We start from the raw sequence: 14,404 nt of genomic DNA, 5'->3' as shown, positions 1-14,404 counted from the left end.
AAATAGCGCACAAAAAAAGACCGGCATCAGCCGGTCCGGTCATTCAATCGTCAATTGATTTTATCCTTCAATTGTTTATAGCGTTCGTATTCCTTTATCGCCTCTTCTACCTTTCCCAGTTTATTAAATAACTGCAGTTTGTATTGTATAATTTTATCGTCACCGGGCTCTATTTTCTCGACCTGCAGGCAAACGTCCATCGCTTGATGATCGTTCTTCTCTTGGATGAGAAGACCAATCAGTTCGTACGCTTTGCTGAGCCACAGATGGGCCAGACGCGCTTTTTCCGGCTCTGCCCACAGATAGCCATTCTCCATGAGATAATGGTTCTCATATGACATGACAATGTCCATATACCGGGTTAGTGCAGCTGCGCTGAGCGGAGGAGCCTCTTTTAATGTTTTTTCCCATTCCACTGTATCAACCTTTACTCCGGAAAGCCGGAGAATGTATCCTATATCGGTATTTTCTATTGATTGGCTGAAGGGCAGCTGACCGATTAATTTCCGTATCTGATATATTGTCGAGTAGAGCTGGGTGCTTGCTTTTGATACATCATAAGCAGGCCAAAACATTTCCATCAGCATGTCTTTACTGACCGTGCGCCCTTGATTAAGAAGTAAAAATGCATACAGTTCACGGGCTTTGGATGTTCTCCACTTGACTGTTATGTATGTTTTGACACCATTTACCGATTGATAAAAGTCCAGGTTGCCAAAACATTGTATAACATAATCCGTCCCGGTATTCTCGTCTGCCGTCCTGAGTTTTTTATTCATTCGGATTCGCTCAACAGTTGTCAGCAGCCGGGCATGGTCAACCGGTTTTAAAAGATAATCGACAGCATTTAATTCAAACGCTTTGATCGCGAATTCATTATAAGCGGTGATAAAAATAACTTGGATATTTTCATTGAGCTCCTGAATCGATTCAGCAAGCTCAATACCGTTTATCCCGGGCATTTCAATGTCAAGAAACACCGCATCAGCTTCTGAAAGCTCCGAATGCTCCAGAACTTCCGCCGGATCTTGAAACGTTATAATAGATTGAAAGGCGTTTGTCCGCTCAAGCATACGCTTAAAATGAAGCAATGCCAGTTCCTCATCATCCACAATTAACGCTTTCAAACCGCATCCCACCCGTCAATATAGATATCTGAAAATAATTTCAATTATACCATGTCCAACGCCCTATATAGTTGGATTCTTTTTCTTTCTCTTGTTGTATTATAAAGTTTGTGATTACAATATTTGTACATTGAATAGGATAATAGAATGACCCTGAATGGGATAAAGGAGTAATGATGTGAAAGAAAAATTCATTTCGATTTCGATTATTTGCGGCTATGCTGCCTTCTTTATGATTTTTATGGCCATGGATCATTTTTCAGGATCATCCCTCCCTCAAGCGGAACAGGGAGTGATCAATCTGGAAAAGTGGGATTTTCAAAAGGATGGAAATGTCCAGCTGAACGGGAAATGGATTCTATATCCAAATCAGATGCTGTCACCGCAGGCGCTTCATTCAGCAAAAGGGAAAAATCCCGTACTCGTTGATGTCCCTGTCAATGTGAAGCTGTTCGGAAAAACGGCCGATGTGGATTACGGGACGTACAAACTGACAATCCGATCAAATGAAGACAATCAGGTTTTGGGGATCAGCACATCTTTTATCTACAGTTCAAACCGCCTTTACCTTAATGGAAAAGTAATCGGACAGAGCGGCATTCCTTCAGAAAAAGCTGATTTTAAGGCGCAGAACAAACCGTACAGCAGCTTTTTCACGCTTCGCAAGGGTGACAATGAACTTGTCCTGCATTTTTCGAATTTCGGAAAAGTTCCCGGCTGGGGGATCGCAAAACCGATAACGTTTGGGACTCAAGAACAAATTATACGCGAGAATCAAATTTCCTTTTTCAATGATTCCATTATGATTACGGCTTTTTTCATTACCGGTTTATATTTTCTCGGCTTTTTTCTCCAACGGACAAAGGATAAACATTTATTGTTCTTTTCCGTGATGTGTCTGCTTTTTTCAGCCATTATTCTTATGATCGGGAAAGAAAGAATTATCTTTCTCCTCTTTCCGTCTATTTCATTTTCATTGCTGAATTCCTTGCGTATCATCTCAACCGTGCTTGTCAGCATAGCGGTTTTTCTTTATCTCTTTTATGCATACAGAGAAATTGTTTCAAAAACGACGATCACCATTTTAACCGCTTTATCCGGGATCATCTTGATCACTGATTTTATGTCCGGAAGTTTCATTGACCACCTCTCATACATTTTACATTCTGTGCTTGCCGTTACGACTCTGTTTTATATTACATATATTTTTACGATTGCCGCCATAAGAAAAATAAAAGGAAGCACGTACCTTACACTCGCATCCGTCTCGATGAGCGCTTTTGTGATTCTTACAACCATTTCAGCTTACAGCGGCAAAACGGCTTTTTCTTTTAATTCGATCTATTCATTGCCGACAGTCATCGCTTTATTGGCGGTGGTTCTTCTGATGGCGCAGCAATTCGCCGGAGCTTTCCGGGACAATGAAGTCCTCTCACGGAAATTAGTCAAAATCGACCAACTGAAAGATGAATTTATCGCCAAAACTTCACACGAATTCAAGACGCCGCTGAACAGCATTATTAATATATGCCAAACCCTTGTAGCCGGCAGAAAAAAGAAGACGATAGAGGAAGAGAAAGAAAATATGCAGCTGATCATCCGTATGGGCTACAGACTTTCTGATCTCGTAAATGATATTCTTGATTTGGAAAAAATGAAGCAGGGTATGCTGCAGATTCGTCCGGTTCCCGTCGATGTGCATGCCGTCATATGCAGTGAGATGAACTTCTACCGGCTTTTATCCAAACATAAAAAACTTGCCATTCTTAATCATGTGCCGGACGATCTCCCTTTGGTGCTTGCAGATGAAAACCGATTCCGGCAAATCTTAACCAATCTTGTTGAAAACGCAATCAAGTACACATCCGAGGGGAACATTATTCTTTCTGCTGAAAGCCTGAATGACAAAATGATTCAAATCAAGGTGGCCGATACCGGCAGCGGCATTCCTGAGGCTGATCTTGAAACCATTTTTGATTCTTTTCAGCAAGCGGAAGGGACGGAAGAAGATGGAACGGGTTTAGGTTTAAGTATTGTGAAACAGCTCGTCAAGCTCCAAAACGGGGACATCTGGGCGGAGTCAGCGGCGGCGCAAGGATCAGCCTTTCATTTTACGTTACCCGCCGCTAAAATTGATTCTTTACCGGAAGCAAAGACCGAACTTCCTAAATCACAGCCCGGACAGAGAATGCCGGATATTTCGCTGGTCACGCCTTATCACTCAGAAAAAATCGAGGCTCCGACGATTCTGATCGTGGACGATAACATCGAGAGTTTGAAAATTTTAACTGATATGCTGGAAGGTGTTCCTTATAACGTAATCGCAGTAAAAAGCGGAAAAGAGGCGCTTCAAGCTGTCTCTTCCTCGAAGCTTGACTTGGTCATATTAGACTTGATGATGCCCGACATGACGGGTTTTGAAGTCTGCACAATCATCCGCGAAAGATTCAGCATGGTCGATCTGCCGGTTCTTATCGTTACGGCAGCCATTATCAGCCATGACAAATACAAGGCGTTTCATGCCGGAGCAAACGACATTTTACAAAAGCCTTATCATTACTCTGAATTCACCGCGCGTATTAAAAATTTAATTTTGATGAAGCATACGGCTCACCAAGCCACAAATTTGGAAATGGCTTTTCTTCAGTCGCAAATTAAGCCTCATTTTCTTTACAATGTATTAAATACGATCATCGCGCTCAGCCATTTGGATATTGAAAAAGCCCGGGAAACGACTGCTGCATTTACAAACTATTTAAGGATGAGTTTTGATTTTCAAAACACTTCGGACATCAGCTCATTCAGAAACGAACTTTCTATCATTTCGTCATATCTTTCTATAGAAAAAACACGCTTCGGCAAACGGCTTGATATCCTTTTTGATATTGAACAGGACATTGACTTCCCCCTTCCGCCTTTAATGATACAGCCATTGGTGGAAAACGCCGTTCATCACGGGATCAGTAAGAAAAGAGGCGGCGGACGGATAAAGCTGACAGCGAAAAAACAAGGCGAAAACACGTATTTAATCAAAGTGGAGGATAATGGAACCGGCATCATGCCGGACATACAGGAAGATATTTTGTCTTCTGATGTTAATCGCCGTGTCGGCTTGAAAAATATCAATCGGCGGCTGAAGCATTTTTGCGGAAGTGAATTGACGATCACCAGCACCCCGGATGAGGGCACCGCTGTTTCGATGATGATCCACACTCCCGGCACAACGGATGATTCGAACTCACTAAAAACGTCTTCATTAAGATACTGATTAACTTCAGAAGGCTTGTAAATACTTCTGCCGGCTGTCGGGAAATTCCCGTCAGCCTTTATTTACCCAAAAAGTAAAAACAAAAAAGCTTGAAGAAAAAGTGATATCTTCTCCAAGCTTAGATGATCCGCACCAGTCTGGCCGTTTTCACTTAAGAAATCGTAACTCCCGCGCTTGCATATCCCGCCACTGTATTAATAAGCGAAAGGCCGGTCGCAGTGGCGGAGAATACCATTAACAGCCGGGTTTGAGGAGTTACCGCAATGTTCAGCCCTGTCGTGATTCCGTTGCTGATGCTGCCGATTGACAATATGCCGGTGAGGGGAGGAGCTAAAGTGACGGATGCTCCGGGGATCGGCGTGAACGTATTGTTCGGCACTGTGGAACTGTATAATTGTGCGGTTATCGTAACAGTCGAGCCGACAAGCGACAATGCTGCGGTTGTACTGAAATAGGCGGCAATTGATGTAATGGTTCCGCTTCTCGGAGCAGAAAAAGCAAAGTTCAGCAGAGTCCCTCCGGCCCCGGTAAGATCAATTGCACCTCCCCCTCCGACATTGACGCCCGTCACAGAATTGCCGAACCCGACAAGGCTCACCGTTCCGATTAATCCGCCGGCAATGGTCGTCACGGCAGTGGGAAGACCTGAAGCATAAGGAATGATCGCGCCTGCTCCGGTTGCTCCGGTTGCTCCAGTTGATCCCGTTATTCCGGTCGCTCCTGTTACTCCGGTTACTCCCGTTACTCCGGTTACTCCGGTGGCTCCCGTTACCCCGGTTGCTCCGGTTACCCCGGTTGCTCCTGTTATTCCTGTTGCTCCGGTTGCTCCCGTTATTCCGGTCGCTCCAGTATCTCCGGTTATCCCGGTTGCTCCAGTATCTCCGGTGGCGCCTGTTACTCCGGTGGCTCCCGTTACTCCAGTGGCTCCCGTTATTCCGGTCGCTCCAGTAGCTCCGGTTACCCCGGTTGCTCCCGTGGCACCGGTTACTCCAGTGGCTCCCGTTATCCCCGTGGCTCCCGTTACTCCGGTGACACCTGTTACTCCCGTTACTCCCGTTACTCCCGTTACTCCCGTTACTCCGGTTTCTCCAGTGGCTCCGGTGGCCCCTGTCACTCCGGTGGCCCCTGTTACTCCGGTTACCCCGGTTACTCCAGTTGATCCCGTTACTCCGGTTGCGCCTGTTACTCCGGTCGCCCCAGTATCCCCGGTTACTCCCGTTACTCCAGTTGCGCCTGTTACCCCAGTTGCCCCCGTTACCCCGATGGCACCGGTTAATCCAGTTGCTCCGGTTATCCCCGTGGCTCCCGTTACTCCGGTTGCGCCGGTGAGCCCGGTGGCTCCCGTTACTCCAGTATCCCCGGTTACACCGGTAGCACCTGTTACTCCGGTCGCTCCAGTATCCCCGGTTGCTCCGGTTACTCCGGTCGCTCCGGTTACTCCAGTGGCTCCCGTTACTCCCGTGGCTCCCGTTACTCCGGTTGCGCCTGTTACCCCAGTTGCCCCCGTTACCCCGGTGGCGCCTGTTATTCCAGTCGCGCCGGGATCTCCAGTCGCGCCGGGATCTCCAGTGACGCCGGTTGCTCCGGTTAGTCCAGTAGCTCCGGTGGCTCCCGTTACTCCCGTGGCGCCTGTTACCCCAGTTGCCCCCGTTACCCCGGTGGCGCCTGTTACCCCAGTCGCTCCGGTATTCCCGGTCGAGCCCGTTGCTCCGGTGAATCCCGTTGCTCCGGTAAACCCCGTTGCTCCAGTGAACCCCGTTGCTCCAGTCAGCCCTGTTGCTCCGGTCAGCCCCGTTGCTCCGGTGCACCCCGTTGCTCCGGTGAATCCTCTTACATGAAAATGATTTGGATGACAGCATGGACACCATCTTTCATGACAGCAAGAGTTTTCGCAACAGAATCCTTCACAGCAATGTGCTCGATTTTGATAACTGCGCCTTTGATTTCTTCTTTTATGTTGAAAATGACAGCAACAATCATTGCAATTCCGGCAGTCGTAATCCCAAGAGTCGTATCTGTTATACCAAGTATCTCCTTTTCTCATTACACCACCTCTATTTGCATAATATTTCCACGAAGAAAAAAGGTGTGGCAAAACCCCGCTTCTATTGGGCAAATTTTCAAATGGTCTTTAAGGCTGCATCATGCACAGCTTTTTTCACAGAAAAAAAGACCTAACTGTGCATAAGTCAGGTCTTTCATCTTTAAAATATCAGTCTGCTGTTATCATTAGGTTGTCGGGAAACTTATGCTGTTAAAATCGATATTGAGAGCAGTTGCTGCCGTTAAATTATTAGCAGTTGTTAAAATAATCCTTAGCTGGTACGTGTTTGTTCCTGAGGTCGGCGCAGTATCCACTGTTGTGTCCGCAATCGAAAAACTTTCCGTAGCTGCGGTAGTATTAGTTCGCGACAGAGTTCTTGTATGAATTTGTACTGTTCCCCTATATAATCTCACCTCAAAAACAAAGTTTGAATTGGCTGCAGATGTTATCGCGACACTGAGGGCATAATCAAGCTTTACATTCTGCAAAGCATTAACTGGGATTGCCAGCGTAGCAACGGGAACTTCTGTATTTAACGGCGGATAAACAGTGAGCGGCCCGTTGGTTCTTGTGAAGAGCAAGGCCGGTGTACTGCCTGTGGCGCCGGTTACTCCTGTTGCTCCAGTGGCTCCAGTGGCTCCGGTTACTCCTGTTGTGCCGGTTGTGCCGGTTACTCCCGTTGCCCCAGTGGCTCCGGTCGCTCCTGTTACTCCCGTTGCCCCAGTTACTCCTGTTGAACCGGTTTGGCCGGTTGAGCCTGCCGATCCCGTTGCTCCTGTTGACCCTGTTACTCCCGTTGCTCCAGTTACTCCTGTTGACCCTGTTACTCCCGTTGCCCCTGTTACTCCTGTTGACCCTGTTACTCCCGTTGCCCCTGTTACTCCTGTTGACCCTGTTACTCCCGTTACTCCAGTTGCCCCAGTTGGGCCGGTTGTTCCCGTTACTCCAGTTGATCCTGTTATTCCTGTTACGCCGGTTACTCCTGTTGAGCCTGTTACTCCAGTCGAGCCGGTTGTGCCTGTCGAGCCGGTTGTCCCCGTTACACCCGTCAAGCCGGTTGTGCCTGTCGCTCCTGTTGGGCCCGTTATTCCGGTTACTCCGGTCGAGCCGGTTGAGCCGGTTACTCCAGTCAAACCGGTTGAACCCGTGGTTCCGGTTGCTCCTGTTGATCCTGTTAAACCTGTTGGCCCTGTTGAGCCGGTTAGGCCGGTTGGTCCTGTCGCGCCTGTTTCTCCCGTTGGGCCAGTTTCTCCTGTTATTCCTGTTGACCCGCTTACTCCGATTGGACCAGTTACACCAGTCGAGCCGATTGTTCCCGTTACACCGGTTACACCAGTTGGACCCGTTGCTCCGGTTGAGCCCGTGACCCCAGTTGGGCCGGTTGAGCCGGTTACACCCGTTACCCCAGTCGCTCCTGTCGATCCTGTTGGGCCAGTTTCTCCGGTTGAGCCTGTCGATCCTGTAACACCGGTTGGGCCCGTGATTCCGGTTGAGCCTGTTATTCCTGTTGCTCCGGTTTCTCCAGTTATTCCCGTTGCGCCGGTTGTTCCTGTTACTCCAGTTGGACCAGTTACACCCGTTAGGCCTGTTGTACCTGTCGCTCCGGTTATTCCTGTTGGGCCAGTTTCTCCTGTTGAACCGGTTGACCCCGTTGAACCGGTTGTTCCAGTTGCTCCAGTTATTCCAGTTATTCCAGTGGCGCCCGTTGCTCCGGTTATTCCTGTTGACCCAGTTACACCGGTCGCTCCGGTTGCTCCTGTTGATCCTGTCGCTCCTGTTACTCCGGTTGGGCCGGTTTCTCCTGTTTCTCCTGTTGCCCCGGTTACTCCGGTTGCACCAGTTTCTCCTGTCGATCCCGTTGCTCCAGTTGATCCTGTTATTCCGGTTGAGCCTGTTGATCCGGTTGGACCGGTCTCTCCCGTTGGGCCGATTTCTCCAGTTACCCCCGTTGCCCCTGTTGCGCCGGTTTCTCCAGTAGCTCCGGTATCCCCGGTCGAGCCAGTTTCTCCGGTTGCGCCAGTAACTCCAGTTGCACCGGTTTCACCTGTTGAGCCAGTAATCCCTGTTGCACCGGTTTCTCCGGTTGAACCAGTTACACCAGTTGAGCCCGTGACCCCAGTCGGGCCAGTAACTCCTGTTGCTCCTGTTGCTCCTGTTGCACCGGTTTCTCCAGTTAATCCCGTCGCACCAGTTGATCCGGTTTCTCCTGTCGATCCGGTTTCTCCGGTTGCACCAGTTACCCCAGTCGCTCCTGTTACTCCCGTTGGACCGGTCGAGCCGGTTGGGCCGGTTGCTCCAGTTGAACCGGTCGCTCCGGTTGAGCCTGTTGTTCCTGTTGGCCCTGTTGCTCCGGTTGAGCCAGTCACTCCGGCTGGGCCAGTTTCTCCTGTTGAGCCAGTTGGCCCGATTTCTCCAGTTGAACCGGTCGCTCCTGTTACTCCCGTTGGACCGGTCGAACCGGTTGGGCCGGTTGCTCCAGTTGAACCGGTCGCTCCGGTTGAGCCAGTCACTCCGGCTGGGCCAGTTTCTCCGGCTGGGCCAGTTTCTCCGGTTGAGCCTGTTGGCCCGATTTCTCCAGTTGAACCGGTCGCTCCTGTTACTCCCGTTGGGCCTGTTACTCCAGTGGCTCCGGTTGGACCTGTTGCCCCAGTGGCTCCGGTCGAGCCAGTTTCTCCGGTTGTTCCTGTTGCTCCTGTTACTCCAGTTGAGCCAGTTGAGCCAGTTGAGCCAGTTGAGCCAGTCGCGCCGGTTGGGCCTGTTACTCCGTTTTCTCCTGTTGAGCCAGTAATCCCTGTTGCGCCGGTTTCTCCCGTTGAACCAGTTACACCAGTTGGGCCTGTTACTCCCGTTGAACCAGTTGAGCCCGTTACACCAGTTGGACCGGTTTCTCCTGTTGGTCCTGTTGGTCCTGTTGGTCCTGTTGGTCCTGTTGCTCCAGTCGAGCCGGTTGTTCCCGTTCCCCCGGTTACACCAGTCGCTCCTGTCGATCCCGTTTCTCCGGTTGTTCCTGTTATTCCGGTTGCACCGGTCTCTCCCGTTGGGCCGGTTTCTCCTATTGGCCCTGCTGCGCCGGTTATTCCTGTTGCCCCAGTTACACCAGTTGAGCCCGTTGCTCCTGTTGATCCCGTTACACCAGTTGGACCCGTTACTCCGGTTGGGCCGACATCTCCCGTTGGACCTGTTCCCCCGGTTGCACCTGTTTCTCCTGTTTCTCCTGTTTCTCCTGTTTCTCCTGTTGCACCAGTCACTCCGATTGGGCCCGTTACTCCGGTCGCTCCTGTTGGACCCGTTTCTCCTGTCGATCCGGTTGGGCCTGTTACACCAGTTGAGCCCGTGACCCCAGCCGGGCCAGTAACTCCTGTTGATCCTGTTGCCCCTGTTACTCCGGTCGCTCCAGTTAATCCCGTCGCTCCAGTTGATCCGGTTTCTCCTGTCGATCCGGTTGCTCCGGTTGCACCAGTTACCCCAGTCGCTCCTGTTACTCCCGTTGGACCGGTCGAGCCGGTTGGGCCGGTTGCTCCAGTTGAACCGGTCGCTCCGATTGAGCCTGTTGTTCCTGTTGGCCCTGTTGCTCCTGTTGCTCCTGTTGCTCCTGTTATCCCCGTGGCTCCGGTTATTCCTGTCGACCCGGTTACTCCGGTTGGGCCTGTTACTCCAGTAGCCCCGGTATCCCCGGTCGAACCAGTTTCTCCGGTTGAACCAGTTACACCAGTTGGGCCAGTCACACCAGTTGGGCCTGTTACTCCAGTTGAACCCGTTTCTCCGGTTGCGCCTGTTGGGCCGATCTCTCCCGTTGGCCCGGTTTCTCCTGTTGAACCAGTTGACCCTGTTGCTCCTGTTGGTCCAGTTACTCCCGTTGAACCAGTTGAGCCCATTACACCAGTTGGACCCGTTTCTCCGGTTGGGCCGACATCTCCCGTTGGGCCGGTTGCTCCAGTTGAACCCGTTTCTCCTGTTGATCCGGTTACACCAGTTGGACCAGTCGCTCCAGTTGACCCGGTTGACCCTGTTGCTCCTGTCGATCCGGTTGGGCCTGTTACACCAGTTGAGCCCGTGACCCCAGCCGGGCCAGTAACTCCTGTTGATCCGGTTTCTCCTGTCGATCCGGCTACTCCTGTTGAACCTGCCGCTCCGGTTGAGCCTGTTTCTCCCGTCGCCCCGGTTACCCCTGTTACTCCTGTCGATCCCGTGACCCCCGTCGGGCCAGTCACACCAGTTGCTCCGGTTAACCCCGTTACTCCGGTTGAACCTGCTACCCCAGTTGCTCCGGTTATGCCAGTGGCGCCCGTTGCGCCGGTTGATCCGGTTGAACCGGTCGCACCAGTTGATCCCGTCGCACCAGTTGAGCCGGTTTCTCCTGTCGATCCGGCTACTCCTGTTGAACCTGCCGCTCCGGTTGGGCCTGTTACACCAGTTGATCCTGTCAACCCGATTGAGCCGGTTACTCCAGTTGGTCCTGCTGATCCTGTTACTCCAGTTGATCCCGTTACACCAGTCGGGCCGGTAACTCCTGTTATTCCGGTTGAACCGGTTACACCAGTTGGACCCGTTTCTCCGGTTACACCAGTTGGACCCGTTTCTCCGGTTAAACCGATTGTGCCTGTCGATCCCGTTGCACCCGTTGAGCCGGTTTCTCCTGTTGCACCAGTCACTCCCGTTGAACCAGTTGGACCCGTTTCTCCAGTCGGGCCGGTTGCACCAGCTGAGCCAGTTGTCCCCGTCACACCAGTTGCTCCGGTTACTCCCGTTGGGCCTGTTGCGCCTGTTATTCCTGTTGACCCGATTACTCCGGTTGGACCTGTCACTCCGATTGATCCTGTTACTCCCGTTGCCCCTGTTACACCAGTTGGTCCTGTGGCGCCAGTTACTCCGGTCGCTCCTCTTGCTCCGGTCACTCCAGTTGAACCGATTGCTCCTGTCGACCCCGTCGCTCCTGTTGGCCCTCTTGCCCCGGTTGAACCAGTTGATCCCGTTACACCAGTTACTCCGGTCGCTCCTCTTGCTCCGGTCACTCCTGTGGGACCTGTAATTCCTGTAACGCCAGGTTCACCCCCGGTTTGCGCCAATGAAACATCGTCTATTAAAACCGTGCCGGAAGAAACTTTACTTAATACAATGACGGCAGAGGCCGCGCCAGAAGGCACACTGCTTGTTTTATAGATTTCAGACCATGTGTGAAAGAGCACGTTCGGCAAATTTCCGGGTGTAATATTTTCTTGAATGGAACTGATTTGTTCACCTGCTGCGCTGACATAGATGATCTGGAGAGTTACTTGGGGACTTGGCTCATTTCCGAGCGTTGCGAGTGATACGAATAGAGTCACTGACTTGGCTGAAATGGGAACGATTTGACTGAGGTAAGCATATGGCTGAGCTCCAATAAATTGCGCGGAATATCTCCCTGAATGTGCAAACAAACTGTTAATCTGGGTATTGGCCGAACTCCACCCTGCTAATGTACCGGTTTCAAAGCTCCCGTTTATAATCGGATTATTCATTCAATCTTTTTCCCTCTCCTTCCCGTTGTTGACCGTCTTACCTATTAAGACAGCATATTAATACGGGCTGTGTTTTGACAACCTAAATAAAAAAGGTGATTTCTACTCATCACCTTAGTCCGATCCTTGAATGGGGAATCCCGTCGCAATGAGGGAGCGGTTTGCCGCTGCGACTTGTGTTACGAGATTCGAAGAAAGGACGGATAAATAGAGCTGGTACGCGGCTGTTTCATCCGCCTTCATTTCGTCGATGTACGTAAAAGGAATTCCTATGATTTGTCCGCCTGAAGAAAAGAGGTTCCGCTCTTGTCTCTGTGTTTGTATCGATACGCCATTTCTTTGCAGATCGACAGCTAAGACCAATGAGAAATGAGACGCGAGCGGGTCTAATTCCACATTTACTTGTATGACGGCATCCGTTTTCACCAATTGATCTGTCGGCGCGGCTATCACTGTGCTTAACACGTTTATCGGTGTTCCTTCTAACGGAATCATCATCTGGTCTGCTGTATTTTGAAAAGCTACCGCAGGAACCGCTCCCGGCGGCCCCTCAGGCCCCGGTGGACCGGGCGGACCGGCCTCCCCTTGCGGACCGCGGGAGCCGGCGGGTCCTCTTTTGCCTTCGGGACCTCGCAGCCCGGGTACGCACAAGGCAGATCGATTTTCATCTGAAGATGGAAACCGTTTTTCCGTCCCTGTTTCCGGTCTTTCAAGTTCACATGGTAATTGTTCATACCGGCCTTTCATATGTCTGCTCATATATTTGTAAGGTTTCTGTTTCAATATCATGTATTGATCACGGCCGCTGCTCATATTATCACCCCGGCCATATTCTATTCGCACTGAAGTCATCATGTGCAGGCCCTTCCCATTCCCTACAGAAATAAAAAAAGGCAGACCTGAGTCTGCCTTTTTTCTTCTACCATAACCCTAATACTTTCCACCATAATCCGCCGATCACAAGCCATGTCACAATATGGACGATTGACAGGATAAAGCCGATGGACCACCATTTGCTTTGCGATATATAACCCGCTCCGAAAAAGACCGGAGCCGCTCCTGAGCCGTAATGCGTCGTAGAACCGAAAAGGTTGCTGAAAAACGCCAGGCTGAGCGCCGCCAACAGCGGCGGAGCGCCTGCCGCCACGATGACGGCGAGAAATGCCGCATACATGGCGCTGATATGCGCGGTTGCGCTCGCAAAGAAGTAATGCGTGTAATAATACACGACAATCAGAATCATAAATGCCACAATCCATGAAAAACCGGAAACAGAAGATTTCATCATATTGCTGAACCAAGACACCATACCGAGCTCATTCAGGAAATTCGCCAGCATCACAAGCGCCGCGAACCAAGTCAGCGTATCCCATGCACCTTGTTCTTTTTTGATGTCCTCCCATGTTAATACCTGTGACAAAAGCAAAACGGATAATCCGATCAGGGCCGTCGTCGTTGCGTCAATATTTAAGCTTCCTCCGAAAATCCACAGCGCAAGCACCAATAAAAAGACGATGACCATGGAGAGTTCGGATTTTTTAAACGGACCCATTTCTTTCAATTTTTCCGTTGCGATTTTAGCCGCATCCGGTGTTTCTTTAATTTCCGGCGGATACAGCTTATAAATGACGAGCGGCGTAATGATTAAGCTCGCCAATCCCGGTACAATGGCCGCGATTGCCCAGCTTGTCCATGTGATGTCCACCCCTGCGACATCGTGGGCCAGCTTGGCGATCAGCGGGTTCGCCGCCATTGCCGTCAAAAACATCGCAGACGTAATCAAGTTTCCTTGAAAACCGGTTTTTAATAAGAAAGCGCCGATTTTCCGCTCTGTTCCGTCTGCCGGCGTTGATCCGAAAGTTTCGGATAATGATCTGATAATAGGAAAAATAATGCCGCCCGCCCGTGCCGTATTGCTCGGAATGGCAGGTGATAAAATTAAATCACTGAAAAGCAGTGCATAAGAAAGGCCGAGTGTTTTCTTCCCGAACCGTTGTACGAATACGTAAGAAATCCTGGCGCCGAGCCCGGTTTTGATAAATCCCCGGGAAATAAAAAAGGCGATGACAATCAGCCAGATTGTCTTGTTTCCAAATCCGCTTAACGTATTTTCAATAGATAGCGTTCCCGTTAACGCGGTGACTGCCAATGCAAAAATTGCAATTGCGCCCATTGGCAAGGGCTTGGAGATAAAGCCGATAATTGTTGCGACAAAAATAGCGAACAAATGCCATGCTTTAGGTTCAAGTCCGGACGGCGCGGGAATAAACCAAATGATTAATCCCACAGCAACAGTAATAAGCAAAGGAATGATTTTTACTGCCTGCTGTTTTTTTGCGTCTTTTTCTGAAGCCATTACAGGTCTCCTCCTATTTTGTTGTCTTCCATCCCCTATCCCATTTTACTACTTAACTAAGTTAATAAACGTTTTTGTTAATTAAAAAACACAAAGGAATATTTTCCTTTG

General features: G+C 50.2%; 6 protein-coding genes and 1 pseudogene. 2 read left to right on the top strand and 5 right to left on the bottom strand.

Annotation, left to right across the window (positions count from 1 at the left end; genetic code table 11):
* Nucleotides 1-50: 50 nt before the first annotated feature.
* Complete coding sequence (locus tag RUW00_RS16135; protein WP_280144934.1) at nucleotides 51-1,127, bottom strand: response regulator; 1,077 nt, start codon at nucleotides 1,125-1,127, stop codon at nucleotides 51-53.
* 232 nt (nucleotides 1,128-1,359) lie between these two features.
* Here RUW00_RS16135 and RUW00_RS16130 point away from each other — a divergent pair.
* Together RUW00_RS16130 and RUW00_RS16125 are read left to right on the top strand one after the other, a co-directional pair.
* Nucleotides 1,360-3,243: pseudogene (locus RUW00_RS16130) on the top strand (sensor histidine kinase); the annotation flags it as partial.
* 72 nt (nucleotides 3,244-3,315) lie between these two features.
* Nucleotides 3,316-4,395 (top strand): sensor histidine kinase, encoded by a 1,080-nt coding sequence (locus RUW00_RS16125; protein ID WP_224443237.1) that lies wholly within the window; start codon nucleotides 3,316-3,318, stop codon nucleotides 4,393-4,395.
* A gap of 151 nt (nucleotides 4,396-4,546) precedes the next feature.
* On the opposite strand, the gene RUW00_RS16120 is transcribed toward RUW00_RS16125, so the two are convergent.
* The 4 genes from RUW00_RS16120 to RUW00_RS16100 form a co-directional block, all read right to left on the bottom strand.
* Nucleotides 4,547-6,439, bottom strand: coding sequence for an exosporium glycoprotein BclB-related protein (locus tag RUW00_RS16120; RefSeq protein ID WP_061861952.1), 1,893 nt, complete (start codon nucleotides 6,437-6,439; stop codon nucleotides 4,547-4,549).
* 185 nt (nucleotides 6,440-6,624) lie between these two features.
* On the bottom strand, nucleotides 6,625-11,937 hold the full coding sequence (locus tag RUW00_RS23125; RefSeq protein WP_418657772.1) for an NTTRR-F1 domain: 5,313 nt from the start codon (nucleotides 11,935-11,937) through the stop codon (nucleotides 6,625-6,627).
* A 114-nt stretch (nucleotides 11,938-12,051) separates the two neighbouring features.
* Entirely contained in the window at nucleotides 12,052-12,750 is a 699-nt protein-coding gene (locus RUW00_RS16105; RefSeq protein WP_280144933.1) for a hypothetical protein, read from the bottom strand.
* Between the two features lie 106 nt (nucleotides 12,751-12,856).
* Nucleotides 12,857-14,293: an anion permease gene (locus tag RUW00_RS16100; RefSeq protein WP_280144932.1), complete on the bottom strand. Its 1,437-nt coding sequence runs from the start codon at nucleotides 14,291-14,293 to the stop codon at nucleotides 12,857-12,859.
* Nucleotides 14,294-14,404: the final 111 nt, after the last annotated feature.

Source organism: Bacillus sp. IS1 (genome assembly GCF_032461585.1).
In the GTDB taxonomy this organism is placed as follows: Bacteria; Bacillota; Bacilli; order Bacillales; family Bacillaceae; genus Bacillus; species Bacillus velezensis.
Note: the sequence above shows the minus strand (reverse complement) of the source record. Positions and strands in the feature narration are given on the sequence as shown.